The organism is Pseudomonas khavaziana, from assembly GCF_036704165.1.
GTDB lineage: Bacteria > Pseudomonadota > Gammaproteobacteria > Pseudomonadales > Pseudomonadaceae > Aquipseudomonas > Aquipseudomonas khavaziana.
On record NZ_CP129946.1, the window covers coordinates 1,929,219 to 1,947,507 of the forward strand.

The following is an 18,289-nucleotide window of genomic DNA, read 5'->3' on the forward strand; positions in this document are numbered from 1 at the left end:
CCCGATAGCAGAGTGTCAGCCAGCATCCTTTTTGCTGACCCACCGCAATCGGGGGCAAGCCCCCTCCCACATTTGAATCTCCAGCATGTCCAATACTCAGGTCAGGCTTTGGGTTTTACTGCCTTCTCTGCCGCCACTTCGGCCTGGGTCTTCAAGTTCTTCAGCTCCTCCCCAGCGCGCTCGATCTTGGTGCGCACGCTGTTCATTTCCTGACGGCCCTGCTCCAGCTTGTCCTTGAGCGAACTGTGCCCGGTAAAGCCACGGGCCAGGGCCACGCCGCCAATCGCCACCTGGATCAACCCAAAAATCCCACCCCGGCGCAGGCCTTTGCCGACCATCATCACGCCGCCGGCCACCGAGCCGATGCGTTCCCAGCCATGCACGTTCTGGGTAGGCTGAGCCTTCAACGGCGTGGCTTCGATGATAGGTTGTAAGATTTTGCTGTCGCTCATGATCTGTCTCCAACAAGGGCAAGTGTAACTAGCTGACTGCGCGCAGGTGCCGGATGTTCCCGGAAAGTCAGTACTTGGGGCCCGAGCGGGTGTTGTTGCCCTTGGCCAGGCGGTCGTAGAGCACCACGTTGACTGTGGCCGCCAGGTTCATGCAGCCAGTGGTGGGGATGTACACCACATCTTCGCACCAGTCGCGGATTTCCTTGTCCAGGGAGCCGTCTTCGGGGCCGAAGATATACAGGGCACGGTCGGGGTGGGTGTATTCGGGCAGCGGGCGGGCGCCTTCCACCAGTTCCACGGCGACCGGGGTGCAGCCCAGGGGCAGGATCTTTTTCAGGTCGTCGATGCCGATCAGCGGAATGTCGTGGTGGACCTTCTTGGTGTCGGTGATGAAATCCCGGGCGCGCTCGTAACGCACGCCGGTGTAGAACACCGAGGCCACGCCGTAACAGCCGGCGGCACGCATTACCGAGCCGACGTTTTCGGGGGATTTGGGGTTATACAGACCGATACAGCTGTAGCGTTTATTGCCCACGGGGAAGGGTGCCTTGCAGGAAAAGCCGGGATTATACGGCTTGGGGGGATGCAATGCTTGGGCGATCGCCATCGCGGGCAAGCCCGGCTCCCACAGGGGAATGCATTCCAAATGTGGGAGCTGGCTTGCCTGCGATGAGGCCAGTACAGGCAAGGACGATCTTCAGTCGTCTTTCTTCATCAACCCCGCCAACGCCGCAAACGGATTATGCGTGGCCTTGGCAATGCTCGGGCTGCTGGTGGAGCCTTCGCCGAAGTACTGCTGGTCGGTGTAGCGCGAGTGTTCGTTGTCGTGGCAATACAGGCACAGCAACTCCCAGTTGGAGCCGTCCTGGGGATTGTCATCATGGTTGTGGTTACGGTGGTGTACGGTCAGCTCACTCAGGCGCTTGCCAGCGAATTCACGGGCGCAACGGCCGCAGACGTGGGGGTACATCTTCAAGGCTTTGTCGCGATAGCCCATTTCGCGGTCGCGCTGGGCATCGGCGAGGATGCGGTCCAGCTTGGCGGTGTGTGAGGGCGGGTTAGTCGAGCTCATCATGGCTCCTGGCTATTTGGTGGGTCACGGATAAGGTGGATTCTAGCCGCTTGTGCGGTAAATGACCGCTAGGATTGCTTCACTGACTGAGAAGGAATGGAAATTCATGCGTCTGCATTCATGGACTATCGGGCTTTTGCTCTGTGCCCTTACTGCCCAAGCCCAAGCGTTTTCGACGCCACAACCGGGGCAGGTGATCGAGGTCGCCCTGGAACAATTGCATCCGACCCAGGCTGTGGTGGGTTTCGACCAGATCTACTACAGCCTGGGGCTGTTCGCCGACAAGCCCGTCAAGGCTTTCGATGAATACTGCGAAACCAATGGCCAGGGCGAGGCCGTTCAGGTGCCCAAGAACGCCGAACTGCTGCGGCCCGCAAGCTTCACCTGCAAGCGTGCGGTGGGCACCTATCCCGATGAGATGAAAACCGTGGTGGTCGGCCCCGGCGGCCAGCTGTACCTGACCGATGGCCATCACAGTTTCACCACCCTGTGGGAGACCCCCGGCGCCGGCCCGCGCTTGAAGATGTGGGTCAAGGTCACCGACGATTTCAGCAGCAGCCCGAACGTTGCCACCTTCTGGCAACGCATGGAGGCTGCGCGCAAGGTCTGGCTCAAGGATAACCGGGGCCAGACGCTGTCACCTGCGCAATTGCCGGCGCACTTGGGCTTCAACAACCTGCAGGACGACACCTTCCGCAGCCTGGTGTATTTCACCCGCAAGGCGGCCTATGGCAAACCGACCGAGGGTGCAATTGCGCCGGAGTTCCTCGAGTTCTACTGGGGCAACTGGCTGCGCACGCAAATTGATCTGGGCAGCTACAACCTGAACAAGAAAAGCGGATACAAGGATGCCATTGAGGCCGTGGCCAAGCGCATGGTCGGCCTGGCGCCGGGGTCAAAGGTGGGCGACAGCGGTTTCACGGCCCGGCAATTGGGTGGTATCACCCAGCTGGATCACAGTGAGCTGGAAAAGACTTTCGATAAAAAACTGCCGTATGTAATCGATTACCGCAAATCCAGAGACTGAAGCAGTACCAAATGTGGGAGGGGGCTTGCTCCCGATAGCAGTGTGTCTGCTAAGGATAGGCTAGCTGAGACACCGCTATCGGGAGCAAGCCCCCTCCCACATTTGATCGATGATGATTCAGCCCTTCAGCTTTTCTGCAATCCAGATGGTATGCCGCGTGCCCTTGTTGCCATGGGCAAACACCTGGACTTCCTCAGCCTTGAAGCCGGCCTTGCGCAGTTTGTCGCTGAACAGCTTATCGGCACTGGCCGACCACACGGCGAGCACGCCCTTGGGCCGCAGGGCCTTGGCGCACGCGGCCAGGCCACCGGCGGAATACAACCAGGTATTGGCCTTCTGCGTCAGACCCTCGGGGCCGTTGTCGACGTCGAGCATGATTGCGTCGAAGCCCTGGGGCTCGGCCTGCAGCACCTTGGCCACGTCTTCCAAGCGGATCACCGTGCGCGGGTCCAGCAGCGGGCGCCCGGACTTTTCCCCCAGCGGCCCACGGTTCCACTCCACAACGCCGGGCACCAACTCCGCCACCACCACTTCGGCACTCTTGCCCAAATGCTTGAGGGCGGCGGCCAAGGTAAAACCCATGCCCAAGCCGCCGATCAGCACCCGTGAGCCCGGGCGACCGGCGACCTTGCGGCAGGGAATCTCGGCCAGGGCGTCTTCGGAGCCGTGCATGCGTGTATTCATCAGCTGGCCGCCGTCACCGCCCTGGATCTTGATGACAAAGTCCTCGCCGTATTCGAACAGGCACAAGGCACCGCCATTGTCGGGGATCGGGGTGGTGTCCAGCAGAACGAAACGTTTCATGGAAATCTCATTGGGAAGGGCATTCTTGCGCAGTTGGGAGTAGCCTTACGATATTCCGGTCAGGCCATGGAGCCATCGATGAAGTGCAGCATTCTAACGGTCATTGTATTGAGCGCGCTTATATCTGCTGTGGCGCAGGCTCAGGAGTTGCAAACCGTTCCGGTCGCGCCCGCTCCAACCCCAGGCGCGCCGGGCACGCCGACGCCGACCTTGTACCCGCAGGTCACGCCACCCGTCGTGCCCAAGACCGATGGCTCGCCGCCCCTGGTGCCCATCGTATTGCCCGCGCCGCCCAAGGACCAGACCGTCCCCGGCCTGCAACAGAATGACAGCAAGCCCAAGCCCCCCGGCGGTTAAAACTGTTGAGATAACAGTTGCCCGTCGGCCATGCGCAGGCGCTTGGACAGGGCCACGGCAATGGCGCGGATTATCTTGGCCGCCACCCTGGGCGCCTCATTGAGCATTTTTTCCAGGGCATCCTTGCCCAGGTTCAGCAGCACGCAATCACTGGCTGCGACGCAACTGGCCGAGCGCCGCTCGCCGTCGAGCACCGCCATTTCACCAAACGCCCGGCCACTGCGCAGGGTGGCGATGGTCAGGCGCTGGCCGGTGTGATTGGTTTTCTGCACGGCCACCTGGCCAGTGTGGAGGATGCACATGAAGGTGCCCGCATCGCCCTCGAGGAAAATTACCTCGCCCTGGGCAATGCTGCTGATATTGAAGTAGCCCGCGGCGATATGAAAATCTTCCGGCAGCAGCGGGTCAAACAGCCCGCAGTCCATCAGCATGTCGCGGATTTCGTCATTGAGTAAGGTGGCTTCTGGCATGGCAGCAGTATTGGTCCGTCAATAGGTAGGGCGGTCCCCTGTTCAGACAGGGCCGCCCCGGTAAGTTCCTAAATCAGCCCGAGCGCCTTGAACACAAACGCATATTCGAGCGCTACGTCACGTAATCCCTGGTAGCGACCGCTCATGCCGCCATGGCCGGCGCCCAGCTCGGTCTTGAGCAGCAGCAGGTTGTCGGAGGTGGCGGTGTCGCGCAGCTTGGCCACCCACTTGGCCGCTTCCCAGTACTGCACGCGGCTGTCGTTGTAGCCGGCGATCACCAGCGTGGCCGGATAGGCCTGGGCGCTGACGTTTTCGTACGGCGCGTAAGCCTTGATGCGTGCATACACCTCGGGATCCTCGGGGTTGCCCCATTCGTCATACTCGGTGATGGTCAGCGGCAGTTCCGGGTCGAGCATGGTGTTGAGCACATCGACGAACGGCACTTCGGCAATCGCTGCCTGGAACAGTTCCGGACGCTGGTTGAGTACGGCGCCGATCAACAGGCCACCGGCACTGCCGCCGCTGATCGCCAGTTGCTTGGAGGTGGTCAGGCCCTCGGCAATCAAGTGTTCGGCGCAGGCGATAAAGTCGCTGAAGGTGTTCTGCTTGTGCTCCTGCTTGCCGTTGCGATACCAGGCTTCGCCCAACTCACCGCCGCCACGCACATGGGCGATGGCAAACGCCACCCCGCGGTCCAGCAAGCTCAGGCGTGCGTGGGAGAACCACGGATCCAGGCTTTGGCCGTAGGCACCATAGCCATACAGGTACAGCGGCGTCGGCTGGCCGAGCCGGTCACGCTTGACCACCAGGCTGATGGGCACCTGGGTGCCGTCAGCGGAGGTTGCCCACAACCGTTGGCTGACGTAATCGTCGGCGTTGAACACCCCGAGTACCGGGGTTTCCTTGAGCACCACTTGGGCGCCGCTCGCCAGTTCGAGCTGACGTACCTGGGCCGGACGGTTCAAGGCCTCATAGCGCAGGCGGATCTTGTCGCTGTGAAATTCCAGGCTGTTTTGTACGTAGAGGCTGTAGGCCGCGTCGGGCAACTCCACGCGATAGGCCGGTACGTCTTCAGGGTGCACCTCGATGACCGGCAGTCCACCGATACGCAAGCTCAAGGTCATGGCGCTGGCGTTCAGGCTCACACCGTCGAGCATGACTTCATCGCTGTGGGGGATCAGGTTCTGCCAGTCGGCCTCGGTAGGCGGTGTGCCGTTATCGGCGGCGATGAACAGCGCGTAGTTGATCCCATCGCGGTTGCTGCGAATAAACCAGGTCCACTCGCCATTGCGCTTGCCGTGGTCGACATCGTATTCATGGTCATCGACCCGTGGCGCCAGGCAGGTGAAAGGCAGGTGCGGCAGGTTGGCGTCCAGCGCCCAGATCTCGCTGGTGGTCTTGCTGCCCAGGGCCAGCAGCAGCTGGCGCTCGGAGCTGGAACGGTAACAGTGCAGAAAGAAACGGCCGTCGGGCTCGTGGAACACTTCCTGCGCCGCGGTGCCATCCAGGCGATAGCGATACAGCTTGTGCGGGCGATGGGTGTCGTCCAGCTCGCCGAAGAACAGGGTCAGGCTGTCATTGGCCCAGGTCATGCTGCCGTCGCAGTTCTCGAACGCCAGTTCGCTGACTTTGCCTGTGGCCAATTCCTTCACGAACAGGGTGTAGATCTCTTCGCCGCTGGTGTCGAGGCTGTAGGCCAGGCGCTGGTGGTCGGGGCTGATGCTGAACGCGCCGAGGGAGAAAAAGCCACCATTGGCCAATACGTTCGGGTCCAGCAGCAGCTCTTCGCTGCTGTCATCCACCTGGTTGCTGTCGTCAGCCGGGCGGCGGCAGCGGTAATGGCGTGCATATTCGTCACCGGCGGTGGTGCGGGTGTAGTACAGGAACGGGCCCCAAGGGGAGGGCAGGGACAGGTCGGTTTCAAGGATACGGCCCTTGATCTCTTCGAACAGCGTCTCGCGCAGCGCCTGCTGGTCGGCCAACTGGGCCTCCTGCCAGGCATTTTCGGCCTTGAGGTAGTCGAGCACTTCAGGGGTGTCCCGCGCTTGCAGCCATGCATACGGGTCTGGGCCTGGGGCCTTGCGGGCAATCGGGGCGGTCGATGACGTCATGGATCACTCTCTGTCTGGCGGAAGGTGGCAGGCATTGCAGCCGCGACACGCAAAAGCCGTTATCATAGCCGCCTGTTTGCCAACCTTGCCATGGACACCATGACCGAGAACGACTATCTGACCGCTTGGGGCCTTTACGCCTTCGCCGCTTTGGGCTGCCTGTTGGTGTGGTGGCGCATGACCCGCTGGATGTGGCGCTGGCTGCGCGAGCCACTGCAATTGCTGATGGCGGTGCTATTGCTGAGCCCGACCATCGTCGACCCGGTCAAGACCCAGTTCGCGCCGGCCGTGGCGATTACCGCCCTGGACCTGGTGCTCAAGGTCGGCAATAACGCCTGGCGGGCGATTTCCGATCTGTTCATGTACACCATGATCGTGTTTGCCCTGTACATCGTGTTTGTGCTGATCCGCTGGCCCATCGAGCGTGCGGCCAACGCCCGGCGTGAGCGCAAGGCCGCTACCGATGCTGCCCTGGCTGCCGAGCCGGAAGACGATGAACCGTTCCGCCGCCCTGCACCTGTCGGCGGCATGCGGGTCGAGCCGCGCCTTTAACGTTGTCCGCCCTGCAGCGAGAGCCCTGGCATGTGTGAATTATTGGGCATGAGTGCCAACGTCCCCACCGATATCGTGTTCAGCTTTACCGGGCTGATGCAGCGCGGTGGGCGTACCGGCCCGCACCGCGACGGGTGGGGCATTGCCTTCTATGAGGGCCGTGGCCTGCGGCTGTTCCAGGACCCGGCCGCCAGCAGCGAGTCGGAAGTCGCGTTGCTGGTGCAGCGTTACCCCATCAAGAGTGAAGTGGTAATCGGTCATATCCGCCAGGCCAATGTGGGCAAGGTGAGCCTGGCCAATACCCATCCGTTCGTACGTGAGCTGTGGGGCCGTAACTGGTGTTTCGCCCACAACGGCCAGCTGGCGGATTTCAACCCCCGCGCCACCTTCTACCGCCCAGTGGGCGATACCGACAGCGAAGCGGCCTTTTGCGATCTGCTCAACCGCGTGCGCGAAGCCTTCCCCGAGCCGGTAGACATCGAGCAAGTGTTGCCGGACCTGATCACCGCCTGCACCGAATACCGCAGCAAGGGCGTGTTCAACTGCCTGCTCAGCGATGGCGACTGGCTGTTCTGCTACTGCTCGACCAAACTGGCGCAGATTACCCGGCGCGCCCCCTTTGGCCCGGCGCGCTTGAAAGATGTCGACGTGATCGTCGATTTTCAGGCCGAAACCACCCCCAATGACGTGGTAACGGTGATCGCCACCGAGCCCCTGACCGACAACGAAAACTGGACCCGCTACGAACCGGGCCAATGGAGCCTATGGCGACGCGGTGAATGCGTCAGCCAGGGCGTTACCGAGTAAGGATATCGACCATGTTGCTTAGCTATCTGCGGTTGGTGCTGTTTGCCATTGGCTTGTTGGTCGGCGTACAGGTGCCGGGGTTTATCAACGACTACGCCAAGCGAGTAGAAGCCCATTTGATCGAGGCGCAGACCGGCTTGCGCGGCTTCGAGTCCACCGCGCAGCAGTTCTTCAACGGTGATATGCAAGCGCTGGTGGCGCATTACCGCGCCAGTGACGACCCGGTGTTCCAGAGCGATGCCAGCAGCCTTGGCGCGATGCTCGATCGCCAGCTCGAGTTGGACAAGCAATTCCAGGCCATGCAGGGCCCGTGGTACATCCGCGTGCTGCAAGTGGCGGTGGCTGCTGACCCGGATATCCGCCAGGAGACCTGGAATGGCTACAGCTACCAGATCTTGCTCACCCCTGAAGCCATGGGTTGGGGCCTGGGCGGGGCGATGCTGTTGTCGTTCGGCATCGAATGCCTGTACCGCCTGATTGATTGGGTGGTGTTGGGCGGCAGGCGCCTGCGCCAGAGCCGGCCCATCGAAGAGCGGGACCTCAAGGGCCTCTAACGCTCAACTCGGCCAAATGTGGGAGAGGGCTTGCTCCCGATGGCGGCAGGTCAGTCAACATCTTCATCGACTGACACTCTGCTATCGGGAGCAAGCCCCCTCCCACATTTGGATCCGGTTTAGTCAGTGGCTCAGCACCATCCGTTCTTCGCCGACCTCCTTGGCATAGCGGGCCACCACCTTCTGGCACAACCCCACAATCTCCTCCACCAACTCCACCCCCACGCGCCATGACACCACCACCTGCAAGTCCGGCAGGCGCTGGGCCATCGGCAGCATCACCAATTCGCCCCGCGCCAGTTCTTCGCTGACCAGTACCGGCGGCAGTGCACCAATGCCGAAGCCATCACGCAGCAACCGGGTAATCGCCGACACCGAGTTCACACAGTTCATCCGTGGCGCGGCCACGCCGTTGGCCTGCATCAGGCTGAGCACGTCCTGATGTGGGTGGGAGTTTTTCGAGTAGGTGATGATGCGCTCCTGGGCCAATTCGGCCAGGGAGGCGTAGTCGCGGTGGTAGATCGATTGGCTGGCGACGATCCAGGCCATGGGGTGGCTGGCCAGTTCCAGGCTGCGTACGGTTTCCAGGCGCAGCAGGTCGGTTTGCAGGATCAGGTCCAGGAAGCCTTTTTGCAGCTGATCGCTGAGGTTAAGCGCGGTATCGGCGACCAACTCGATTTCCACCAGGGGGAAATGATCCATCAACTCCGCGACCAGCGGGCTCAGCCAAGTGTGGATCACCGTGTCCATCGCGCCGATGCGAATGCGTCCGACCTTGCTGCTGCTGGTTTCCAGGGACTGCTTCAAGCCCTGCATGGTCACCATCATCTGTTCGGCGTAATCGAGCACCTTCAAGCCTTCCGGGGTCAGGCTAACGCCACGGGAGTCGCGCAGGAACAGCTTCACGCCCAACTCGCTTTCCAGCACCGCGATGCGGCTGGAGATCGAGGCCTGGGTGGTGAACAGCTTCTCGGCAGTCAGGCGAAAGCTCTTGAGCTTGGCCACCCAGACGAAGGTTTCGAGGAACTTCAAATTCATGGGATCAACTTTTTCTTATGCATGGATCGGTTTTTATTAGTTGGACGTCGCACCGGGCAAGCGCCAAAAATCGAGCTGTTCCACGATAAGCGTCGTAGGGGTGCCAGGACAAGTTGCCAGTTCTGTGTAATAAATCCCACACTACAAAAAAACAAAGCCTACAGGAGCGACCACCGTGAGCCGCCTGCTTTTGAACTGCGACATCGGCGAAAGCTTTGGTAACTGGACTATGGGTCTGGACGCCGAAGTCATGCCGTTCATTGACTGCGCCAACGTGGCCTGCGGCTTTCATGCCGGCGACCCGAGCATCATGCGCAAGACTGTCAGCCTGGCGTTCAAGCATGGCGTGCAGGTCGGCGCCCATCCGGCCTATCAAGACCTGCAGGGCTTTGGCCGGCGTTCCATGCACTACACGCCCCAGGAAATCCAGGATCTGTTGCACTACCAGATCGGCGCGCTGGACGGCATCTGCCGGGCCCAGGGCGGTCGCGTCAGCTATGTGAAGCCCCATGGGGCAATGTACAACGACATGATGGCCAACCCCGAGCAGTTGCGTGCGGTGATCCAGGCCGTGGCCGCCTACGGCGACCTGCCACTGATGTTGCTGGCCACCCGCGACAACAGTGCTTCCCAGGCATTAGGCGATGAATACGGCGTGACTTTGTGGTTCGAAGCCTTTGCCGACCGTGCCTATGACAGCAAGGGCCACCTGGTTTCGCGCCAGTTGCCCGGCGCGGTGCATCACGACTCCGAGACCATCGTGCAGCAGGCCCTGACCATTTCCCGTGGCGAGCCGCTGGTCGCCAGTGACGGCAGCGCGCTGGTATTGCAGGCCAATACCTTGTGCGTGCATGGCGACAATGCCAGCTCGGTGGCTGCGGTGCAGCGTATCCGTGAGGCGTTGAAGACAGCATGAAGCCACGCATTGAAGTGGTGGCTATCGACTGCCTGATGGTGCGTCTGTTTGAGGTGATTGCCGAAGCCAATATGCCGTGGATGCTCGCCGCCACCCAGCGTCTGCGGGCCGGGTTCGGCCCGGCGTTGGTGGACCTGGTGCCGTCCTACACCACCTTGATGGTGCATTACGATCTCACGGCGTTGACCCCGGCCCAGGCCCGGGAACTGATCGACCAGGCCCTTACCGATCTGCAACCCCAGGTCCAGGGTAGCGGCCAGTGCCATGTGCTGCCGGTGTGGTACGACCTGAGTGTCGGCCCGGAACTGACCCTGCTGGCCCAGCGTAGCGGCTTGGCGGTGGATGAAGTGATCCGCCGCCACAGCGCCCATGAATACCAGGTGTTCGCCCTCGGTTTTGCCCCAGGATTTGCTTTTATGGGGCTTGTGGACGAGGTACTTGCCACGCCGCGCCTGCACACGCCGCGCAAACGCGTGGCCGCTGGCAGTGTCGGTATCGCCGAGCGGCAAACCGCCGCGTACCCGGTGGTGTCCCCAGGCGGCTGGAACCTGATCGGCCGCACCCCGGCCAAACTGTTCGACCGTGAGCGCGACGGCTACAGCCTGATGCAGCCCGGCGACACGGTGCGTTTCGAAGCGGTCAGCCACGCTGAGTTCGTCAATCTGGGCGGCGATGACACGCCATTGGAGGCGCAGTCATGAGCCGCTTGATTGTCGAGGCCAGCACGCCGCTGTGCCTGTTGCAGGACGCCGGGCGTTTCGGCGTGCGTCATTTGGGCGTCACCCAGGGTGGGGCGCTGGATTGGGTGTCGATGTCCTGGGCCAACTGGCTCTTGGGCAATGCCCTGGATGCGCCGGTAGTGGAAATCACCCTCGGCGGCTTCACCGTGCAGGCCGAGGACTATTGCCTGCTGGCCCTGGCCGGTGCGGATCTGGGCGCCTATATCGATGAGCGTGCCATTAGCCCGGGGCGCAGTTTTATTCTGCAAAAGGGCCAGCGTTTACGCTTTACCCAGCCATTCAAGGGGGCACGGGCTTACCTGGCAGCGCCGGGCGGGTTCGACGCGCCGCCCGTGCTCGGCAGTTGTGCCACCGTGGTGCGTGAGTCGTTGGGCGGGGTGGACGGTTTCGGCAAAGCCTTGGCTGAAGGCGCGCGGTTGAGCTATTCCGGGACCGGAGGCGCGATGAAAGTGCTGGCCAACCCGGATTTGCCATCCGCTGCATCGCTGGACGTGATCATCGGTGCGCAGATCGGCCAGTTCAGCGGGCAGAGCCTGTTCGATGCGTTCAACACCGAATGGGCCCTCGACAGCCGCGCCGACCGCATGGGCATGCGCTTGCTCGGTACACCGCTGCACTACCAGGGCCCGTCGTTGATTTCCGAAGGTATTCCGCTGGGAGCGATTCAAGTGCCGCCGGATGGGCAACCGATCGTGTTGCTCAATGACCGCCAGACCATTGGCGGCTATCCGCGCCTGGGAGCGTTGACGCCGTTGTCGCTGGCACGATTGGCGCAATGCCTGCCCGGTGCGACGTTGAAACTGGCGCCTATGGTGCAGCCTGGCGCCCACGCGCAGCATCTGAGGTTTCTGGCGCAATACGCCAACCCGTAATCGAGCCTCATGGGCCAGCGAAGACACTGCCCTGGCCGGACAGGGACGCCAGAATTGCCTGACTTGCCCTGACGGCTTGAGGCTGTCGACCTCGAGGCGAAGCAATGGGAGCCTGTCGGTTCTTCTTGTTACGAGTTTGTATTATGCGATTCTTGATGCTGCGTGCTTACGATATTACCGACAACGCCAGGCCCGACGTGGTTTACCTGGATTTTTACGACGACACACTCGCGCAGCCCCTTGCCATGGCGGCTGCAGTGGTGGATATGAAGGGCGATGGCAGGCTTGATTGGAAGCTGGCTGACGACATCAACCATAACGGTGTCACTGACACGCTGGATGCAGCCATGGCGCTGGAGTTCGCCCAGCAATTTCTCGAGTTCAACTGGTTCAGCCAGGATGGCGCCGCCGATAAATACCTGATGGTGTTTGCCGTAGACTTCGATGCCAATGGCATACCAGACACCGTGCGCCTGCATTTTCACCAAGGCGAGGGGCAGCTCGATGATGAGTCACTGGCCTACACAGCGGCTTATTTTACCAACGAGGTGGGCACCGCCGATGGCGCCCATATCAGCCAGGACGTGAACAACGACGGCCGCGTCAATGGTGTCGATGCAGAACTGGTGCGGCGGTTCTCCAGTAACTTCCTGCTGTTCGGCTGGCATGATGCGCGCAGGCCCACGCCGTCGACACCACCCTGCAAACCAGTGCTGAATCGGCCGTAAAGAGCCTGCCGAGGCGGCTTATTTGGCCAGGAAACGCATGCCTTCCTCCAGGCCGCGCAAGGTCAGCGGATACATCTGATCCTCCACCAGCTCCCGCACGATTGCGGTCGATGCCGTATAACCCCAGGTGTCCTTGGGGTATGGGTTGATCCAGATCAGCTTCTTGTACTTGGCCATGAAGCGCTGCATCCACACATACCCAGGCTCCTCGTTCCAATGCTCGACGCTGCCGCCGGCCTGGGTGATCTCATAGGGCGCCATGGCTGCATCGCCGATGAAGATCACCTTGTAGTCGGCGCCGTACTTGTGCAGCAGGTCCTGGGTGGAGGTGCGCTCCGAGGTGCGGCGCTGGTTGTTCTTCCATACCGATTCGTACACGAAGTTGTGGAAGTAGAAGTACTCCAGGTGCTTGAACTCGGTCTTGCAGGCGGAGAACAGCTCTTCGCAGGTCTTCACATGGGCGTCCATCGAACCGCCGATATCGAACAACAACAACAGCTTGATGGTGTTGCGGCGCTCGGGGCGCATCTGGATATTCAGCAACCCGGCGTCGCGGGCGGTGTGGTCGATGGTGCCGTCGATATCCAGCTCTTCGGCCGCACCCTGGCGTGCGAACTTGCGCAGCCTGCGCAGGGCGATCTTGATGTTGCGCGTGCCCAGCTCCACCTGGTCGTCGAGGTTCTTGTACTCGCGCTGGTCCCAGACTTTCACTGCCTTGCCCTGGCGTTTGCCGGCGTCACCCACGCGAATGCCTTCCGGGTTGTAGCCACCGGAACCAAACGGGCTGGTGCCGCCAGTGCCGATCCACTTATTGCCGCCGGCATGCCGTTCTTTCTGTTCTTCCAGGCGTTTCTTGAACTCCTCGATCAACTTGTCGAGTCCGCCCAGGGACTGGATCTGCGCGCGTTCTTCATCGCTCAGGGAACGTTCGAACTCCTTGCGCAGCCAGTCTTCGGGGATCAGCGCCTGCAAGTGGTCGTCGAGCTTTTCCAGGCCGTTGAAATAAGCGCCGAAGGCGCGGTCGAACTTGTCGAAATGCCGCTCGTCCTTGACCAGGATCGCCCGGGCCAAGTAGTAGAACTCGTCCATGTCGGCGAAGGTCACGCGCTGTTTCAGCGCGTTGATCAGGTCCAGCAGCTCGCGTACCGACACCGGCACCTTGGCTGCACGCATTTCATTGAACAGGTTGAGCAACATTATCGATTACCGCGACGGCTCATGAATGCCAGACGTTCCAGCAGCTGCACGTCTTGCTCGTTCTTCACCAAGGCACCGGCAAGCGGCGGGATGGCTTTGGTCGGGTCGCGTTCGCGCAGCACCGCTTCGCCGATATTGTCGGCCATCAGCAGCTTGAGCCAGTCCACCAGTTCGGAGGTGGACGGTTTTTTCTTCAGGCCCGGCACCTTGCGTACATCGAAGAACACATCGAGCGCTTCGCTGACCAGGTCCTTCTTGATGTCCGGGTAGTGCACGTCCACGATCTTCTGCAGGGTAGGGCGGTCGGGGAAGGCAATGTAGTGGAAGAAGCAGCGACGCAGGAAGGCGTCCGGCAGCTCTTTTTCGTTGTTGGAGGTAATGATGATGATCGGGCGCTTCTTGGCCCTGATGGTCTCGTCGATCTCGTAGACGTAGAACTCCATCTTGTCGAGTTCCTGCAACAGGTCGTTGGGGAACTCGATGTCGGCCTTGTCGATTTCATCGATCAGCAGGATCACCCGCTCTTCGGACTCGAAGGCTTCCCAGAGCTTGCCCTTCTTCAAGTAGTTGCGCACATCGTGGACCTTGTCCACACCCAGTTGCGAGTCGCGCAGGCGGCTGACCGCGTCGTACTCGTACAGGCCCTGATGGGCCTTGGTGGTGGACTTGATGTGCCAGGTGATCAGCCGGGCACCGAAGGATTCGGCCAGTTGCTCGGCGAGCATGGTCTTGCCGGTGCCCGGTTCGCCCTTGACCAGCAACGGCCGTTCCAGGGTGATGGCGGCGTTGACGGCCAGTTTCAGGTCATCGGTAGCCACATAGGCCTGGGTGCCTTCGAACTTCATCGGTCATTCCTCGAATTCATCAATGTCCCGACTATACCGCGCAGCCCTGGCGACTGTGAACGCAGACGGGGCATTCAGTCTCTGAATGGCGGGTCACATCAATATCCTGAGCAATGAGGGACATGTGGGAGGGGGCTTGCATCCCGATAGCGGTGGATCAGGTACAGATATAAATCTGACACACCGCTATCGGAAGCAAGCCCCCACCCACAGGGTTAATCAGCGCTGGGCTTGGGTTGTTCATACCGGGCATTGAACGCCTGGATAAACCCATTACGCAAAATCGCGATCACCGCAGAAAACGCACTGACATTCTGCTGGTGCACGCTACCGCTGAGCTCCACACGGGTGGCGAACTGGTTTTTGCGCTGGTTTTTCAGCACCGTCTCGCTGGCTCCGACCACGGCCTCCCAGATTGAGCGGAAGATATTCTTGTCCTTGTTTTCAACGTCTTGTTGCCAGTCAAACACCTCTACGTCACGCAGCAGCGGCTTGATGTAGCCGGTGAGTCGGCCATTTTCAGCCTGGGCTTCGATCACCACGTCGCCGGTGCCGGCCTTGAAGTCGAACTTGCCATAGGCCGATGCAAAGTCGTTCATGCGCTTGAGTTGCAGGTCGCGGGCGCGGAAGCGGAACTCGAATTCTTCGAAATCGCTCAGCGGATCAAAGGTGGCATTGGCCTCCAGAGGCGCCTGGCCTTGCAGCAGTGCCTTACCTTCGAAGCGGGCGTCGCGCTTGCCTTTGACATCCACCACATTGGTCAGGTTGTAGAAGCTGGCGTTGACCCCAGTGGCGTTGATATTTACCCGGGGCTTGGAGCTGAAGTTATGGAAGGCAATCTCGCCGTCTTCGATGCGCACTTCATTGAGGGTGATCGGTAGCAGCTTGCGCAGTTGTTCCTGCCAGTCGGTGCCTTTACCCGTCTGGGACGCCTGCTTGTTGGCACCGCCATCGACGAAGTTGATCTGCGGACGCACAAAATGCCCCTCGGCCACGACGGCGTGGTCGTACCAGAGTGAATGCCAGCTCACGGCGAACTCGATCAGCGGCGCCTTCACGAACGGCACCGGGACCTTGCCGTCCACCTTGACGATTTGCAAGCCGTTGATCCGGTAGGCGCCGCGCCACAGGGCCAGGTCCACATCGGCGATTTCCCCGCGGTAATCGCCCATGTTGGCGAGTTTCTCGTTCAGGTAATTGCGCACCAGGTAGGGCAGCGCGATATTCAAGGCAATCAGGACCAGCACCAGAGCGGCGATTGTCCCTAACGGCCAACTGTAGCGACGTTTCATGGGTTGGTTCTCCTTGCTTGTAGGAGATTGACTGTTCTGATGAACGCAACGTTCCACCGTCTGGACGCGTCGAAGTACGAGGCATACCCTTGGGGCCTTCTTCAAAGCCGCCAATAGGACCCGTCATGAGCCGTATCTTTGCAGACAACGCGCACTCCATCGGTAACACGCCGCTGGTCCAGATCAACCGCATCGCACCGCGTGGCGTGACCATCCTGGCCAAGATCGAAGGGCGCAACCCCGGCTATTCGGTGAAGTGCCGCATTGGCGCGAGCATGATTTGGGACGCGGAAAGCAGCGGCAAGCTCAAGCCAGGCATGACCATTGTCGAGCCGACTTCCGGCAACACCGGCATCGGCCTGGCCTTTGTCGCCGCCGCCCGTGGCTATAAGCTGCTGCTGACCATGCCAGCGTCCATGAGCCTTGAGCGCCGTAAAGTGCTCAAGGCCCTCGGCGCCGAACTGGTGCTGACCGAGCCGGCCAAAGGCATGAAAGGAGCCATCGACAAGGCCGGCGAAATCGTCGCCAGCGATCCGGCCACCTACTTCATGCCGGCCCAGTTCGATAACCCGGCCAACCCGGCGATCCACGAGAAAACCACCGGCCCGGAAATCTGGAACGATACCGACGGCGCCGTGGACGTGCTGGTGGCAGGGGTAGGGACCGGCGGCACCATCACCGGTGTGTCGCGCTATATCAAGAACACGGCGGGCAAGCCGATCCTGTCGGTGGCCGTCGAGCCGAGGGTGTCGCCGGTGATCACCCAGGCTTTGGCGGGTGAAGAGATCAAGCCCAGCCCGCACAAGATCCAGGGCATCGGCGCCGGTTTTGTGCCAAAGAACCTCGACCTGTCGATGGTTGACCGCGTGGAACTGGCGACCGACGAAGAATCCAAGGCCATGGCCCTGCGCCTGATGCAGGAAGAGGGCATTTTGTGCGGTATTTCCTGCGGCGCCGCCATGGCCGTGGCGGTACGCCTGGCCGAGAAGCCGGAAATGCAGGGCAAGACCATCGTGGTGATCCTGCCGGACTCCGGTGAGCGCTACCTGTCGAGCATGTTGTTCAGCGATTTGTTTACCGACCAGGAAAACCAGGCCTGATCTTAAGATCAACCCTGTGGCGAGGGAGCTTGCTCCCGCTGGGCTGCGCAGCGGCCGACTGTAGGAGCGAGCTTGCTCGCGAAAAACCTGAGAGCGCCACGTTGTATCAGTAAGCCCGCGTTATCGTTGACGTTCTTCGCGAGCAAGCTCGCTCCTACAGGGGGCGGGGTGTTGATGCAGGTCAGTCTGTTTGCGTGGGCCTTCTGCATAATGCTCCAAGTGTTTATCATGGCCGGCTATTACGTCTGGTTTCCTGTTGACGGAAGTTTGCTGGCCAGGCGCTTATTTCCAGGAGTTGCTGCATGACCTTTTCCTTGGCCACCAAACTGTCGGTGTTGCTGCTGTTTATTGGCAGCACGCTGTATGTCCACCTGCGCGGCAAGGCCCGTTTGCCGATGTTGCGCCAGTTCGTCAACCATTCGGCGCTGTTCGCCCCGTATAACGCCCTGATGTACCTGTTCTCCGCGGTGCCGTCCAAGCCCTACCTGGACCGCAGCAAGTTCCCGGAACTGGACGTGCTCAAGGACAACTGGGAAGTGATCCGCGAAGAGGCCATGCACCTGTTCGACGAGGGCTACATCCGCGCTGCCGAAAAGAACAACGACGCCGGCTTCGGTTCGTTCTTCAAGAAGGGCTGGAAACGCTTCTACCTCAAGTGGTACGACAAGCCCCTGCCATCGGCCGAGGCGCTGTGCCCGAAGACCGTGGCGTTGGTGAGCAGCATCCCTAACGTCAAGGGCGCGATGTTTGCGCTGTTGCCGGGCGGCAGTCACCTCAACCCGCACCGCGATCCGTTTGCCGGGTCGCTGCGTTATCACCTGGGGCTGTCCACGCCGAACTCCGACGACTGCCGCATCTTCGTCGACGGCCAGGTCTACGCCTGGCGCGACGGTGAAGACGTGATGTTCGACGAAACCTACGTGCATTGGGTGAAGAACGAAACCGAACAGACCCGCGTGATCCTGTTCTGCGACATCGAGCGCCCATTGAGCAATCGCCTGATGACCCGTATCAACCGCTGGGTCAGCAAGCAGCTGGGCCGTGCTACCGCTCCGCAGAACCTCGATGACGAGCGCGTGGGCGGCATCAACCAGGCCTACGCCTGGAGCAAGACGTTCAGCGACAAGTTCAGTGGCCAGGTCAAACAGTGGAAGCGCAAGCATCCCAAGGCCTACCGCATTGCGCGGCCGGTGCTGGCGGTAGTCGTCTTGGTACTGCTCTGGAAGTGGCTGTTCGGCTGATCTGAAATGCGGTCAAAACTGTGGGAGGGGGCTTGCTCCCGATAGCGGTGTGTCAGGTTAAATATCTGTACCTGATCCACCGCCATCGGGAGCAAGCCCCCTCCCACATTTGAT

At 61.0% G+C, this 18,289-nt stretch carries 21 protein-coding genes; 11 read left to right on the forward strand and 10 right to left on the reverse strand.

The features are described 5' to 3' along the window. Nucleotides 1–101 precede the first annotated feature (101 nt). The 3 genes from QYQ93_RS08565 to QYQ93_RS08575 form a co-directional block, all read right to left on the reverse strand. Entirely contained in the window at nucleotides 102–452 is a 351-nt protein-coding gene (locus QYQ93_RS08565; RefSeq protein ID WP_043046485.1) for a YgaP family membrane protein, read from the reverse strand. 67 nt (nucleotides 453–519) lie between these two features. Continuing rightward, on the reverse strand, nucleotides 520–987 hold the full coding sequence (locus QYQ93_RS08570; protein WP_043046529.1) for an RNA methyltransferase: 468 nt from the start codon (nucleotides 985–987) through the stop codon (nucleotides 520–522). 162 nt (nucleotides 988–1,149) lie between these two features. Continuing rightward, entirely contained in the window at nucleotides 1,150–1,524 is a 375-nt protein-coding gene (locus QYQ93_RS08575) for a YajD family HNH nuclease (protein ID WP_005786102.1), read from the reverse strand. A gap of 106 nt (nucleotides 1,525–1,630) precedes the next feature. Between QYQ93_RS08575 and QYQ93_RS08580 the strand changes: the two genes are divergently transcribed. Continuing rightward, nucleotides 1,631–2,551, forward strand: coding sequence for a ParB/Srx family N-terminal domain-containing protein (locus tag QYQ93_RS08580; protein ID WP_338476724.1), 921 nt, complete (start codon nucleotides 1,631–1,633; stop codon nucleotides 2,549–2,551). 117 nt (nucleotides 2,552–2,668) lie between these two features. Here QYQ93_RS08580 and QYQ93_RS08585 read toward each other — a convergent pair whose 3' ends face one another. After that, a complete protein-coding gene (locus QYQ93_RS08585; protein WP_043046489.1) occupies nucleotides 2,669–3,355 on the reverse strand; it encodes a spermidine synthase in 687 nt (228 codons plus the stop codon). Nucleotides 3,356–3,433: 78 nt separating this feature from the next. Between QYQ93_RS08585 and QYQ93_RS08590 the strand changes: the two genes are divergently transcribed. Then, nucleotides 3,434–3,712, forward strand: coding sequence for a hypothetical protein (locus QYQ93_RS08590; RefSeq protein ID WP_043046491.1), 279 nt, complete (start codon nucleotides 3,434–3,436; stop codon nucleotides 3,710–3,712). Here the strand turns inward: QYQ93_RS08590 and QYQ93_RS08595 are convergent. Both QYQ93_RS08595 and QYQ93_RS08600 read right to left on the reverse strand, forming a co-directional pair. After that, nucleotides 3,709–4,182, reverse strand: coding sequence for a cyclic nucleotide-binding domain-containing protein (locus tag QYQ93_RS08595; RefSeq protein ID WP_338476725.1), 474 nt, complete (start codon nucleotides 4,180–4,182; stop codon nucleotides 3,709–3,711). The two genes, QYQ93_RS08590 and QYQ93_RS08595, sit on opposite strands and share 4 nt — an antisense overlap. 68 nt (nucleotides 4,183–4,250) lie before the next feature. Further along, nucleotides 4,251–6,293 carry a S9 family peptidase gene (locus QYQ93_RS08600; RefSeq protein WP_338476726.1) on the reverse strand — a complete coding sequence of 681 codons (2,043 nt, stop codon included), beginning with the start codon at nucleotides 6,291–6,293 and terminating at the stop codon, nucleotides 4,251–4,253. Nucleotides 6,294–6,317: 24 nt separating this feature from the next. On the opposite strand from QYQ93_RS08600, the gene QYQ93_RS08605 reads away from it, so the two are divergent. From QYQ93_RS08605 to QYQ93_RS08615, 3 genes are read left to right on the forward strand one after another with little or no spacing between them, the layout of a single operon-like run. Further along, the gene (locus QYQ93_RS08605; RefSeq protein ID WP_043046496.1) at nucleotides 6,318–6,845 is read left to right on the forward strand and encodes a hypothetical protein; all 528 of its coding nucleotides are present in this window, start codon (nucleotides 6,318–6,320) and stop codon (nucleotides 6,843–6,845) included. Nucleotides 6,846–6,875: 30 nt separating this feature from the next. Further along, the gene (locus QYQ93_RS08610) at nucleotides 6,876–7,652 is read left to right on the forward strand and encodes a class II glutamine amidotransferase (RefSeq protein WP_043046498.1); all 777 of its coding nucleotides are present in this window, start codon (nucleotides 6,876–6,878) and stop codon (nucleotides 7,650–7,652) included. 11 nt (nucleotides 7,653–7,663) lie between these two features. After that, a complete protein-coding gene (locus QYQ93_RS08615) occupies nucleotides 7,664–8,206 on the forward strand; it encodes a DUF2937 family protein (protein WP_043046500.1) in 543 nt (180 codons plus the stop codon). Between the two features lie 123 nt (nucleotides 8,207–8,329). On the opposite strand, the gene QYQ93_RS08620 is transcribed toward QYQ93_RS08615, so the two are convergent. Next, the gene (locus QYQ93_RS08620; RefSeq protein ID WP_043046502.1) at nucleotides 8,330–9,244 is read right to left on the reverse strand and encodes a LysR family transcriptional regulator; all 915 of its coding nucleotides are present in this window, start codon (nucleotides 9,242–9,244) and stop codon (nucleotides 8,330–8,332) included. Nucleotides 9,245–9,419: 175 nt separating this feature from the next. Between QYQ93_RS08620 and QYQ93_RS08625 the strand changes: the two genes are divergently transcribed. From QYQ93_RS08625 to QYQ93_RS08640, 4 genes are all read left to right on the forward strand, one after another. Further along, a complete protein-coding gene (locus tag QYQ93_RS08625) occupies nucleotides 9,420–10,160 on the forward strand; it encodes a 5-oxoprolinase subunit PxpA (protein WP_043046505.1) in 741 nt (246 codons plus the stop codon). Then, on the forward strand, nucleotides 10,157–10,861 hold the full coding sequence (pxpB, locus tag QYQ93_RS08630) for a 5-oxoprolinase subunit PxpB (protein ID WP_338476727.1): 705 nt from the start codon (nucleotides 10,157–10,159) through the stop codon (nucleotides 10,859–10,861). Before QYQ93_RS08625 ends, pxpB begins: the two co-directional genes overlap by 4 nt. Further along, nucleotides 10,858–11,772 (forward strand): biotin-dependent carboxyltransferase family protein, encoded by a 915-nt coding sequence (locus QYQ93_RS08635; protein ID WP_338476728.1) that lies wholly within the window; start codon nucleotides 10,858–10,860, stop codon nucleotides 11,770–11,772. Before pxpB ends, QYQ93_RS08635 begins: the two co-directional genes overlap by 4 nt. Nucleotides 11,773–11,915: 143 nt before the next feature. Beyond that, the gene (locus QYQ93_RS08640; RefSeq protein ID WP_043046510.1) at nucleotides 11,916–12,500 is read left to right on the forward strand and encodes a hypothetical protein; all 585 of its coding nucleotides are present in this window, start codon (nucleotides 11,916–11,918) and stop codon (nucleotides 12,498–12,500) included. Between the two features lie 18 nt (nucleotides 12,501–12,518). Here the strand turns inward: QYQ93_RS08640 and QYQ93_RS08645 are convergent, their stop codons facing one another. The 3 genes from QYQ93_RS08645 to QYQ93_RS08655 form a co-directional block, all read right to left on the reverse strand. After that, nucleotides 12,519–13,697, reverse strand: a complete 1,179-nt coding sequence (locus QYQ93_RS08645; protein ID WP_217880501.1) for a vWA domain-containing protein — start codon at nucleotides 13,695–13,697, stop codon at nucleotides 12,519–12,521. Continuing rightward, nucleotides 13,697–14,542 carry an AAA family ATPase gene (locus QYQ93_RS08650; protein ID WP_217880502.1) on the reverse strand — a complete coding sequence of 282 codons (846 nt, stop codon included), beginning with the start codon at nucleotides 14,540–14,542 and terminating at the stop codon, nucleotides 13,697–13,699. Before QYQ93_RS08650 ends, QYQ93_RS08645 begins: the two co-directional genes overlap by 1 nt. Before the next feature lie 215 nt (nucleotides 14,543–14,757). After that, complete coding sequence (locus tag QYQ93_RS08655; protein ID WP_043046513.1) at nucleotides 14,758–15,834, reverse strand: DUF748 domain-containing protein; 1,077 nt, start codon at nucleotides 15,832–15,834, stop codon at nucleotides 14,758–14,760. A gap of 125 nt (nucleotides 15,835–15,959) precedes the next feature. On the opposite strand from QYQ93_RS08655, the gene cysK reads away from it, so the two are divergent. Both cysK and QYQ93_RS08665 read left to right on the forward strand, forming a co-directional pair. Beyond that, the gene (gene cysK / locus QYQ93_RS08660) at nucleotides 15,960–16,934 is read left to right on the forward strand and encodes a cysteine synthase A (protein WP_043046514.1); all 975 of its coding nucleotides are present in this window, start codon (nucleotides 15,960–15,962) and stop codon (nucleotides 16,932–16,934) included. Between the two features lie 302 nt (nucleotides 16,935–17,236). Beyond that, nucleotides 17,237–18,175 (forward strand): aspartyl/asparaginyl beta-hydroxylase domain-containing protein, encoded by a 939-nt coding sequence (locus QYQ93_RS08665; RefSeq protein WP_043046517.1) that lies wholly within the window; start codon nucleotides 17,237–17,239, stop codon nucleotides 18,173–18,175. Nucleotides 18,176–18,289 lie beyond the last annotated feature (114 nt).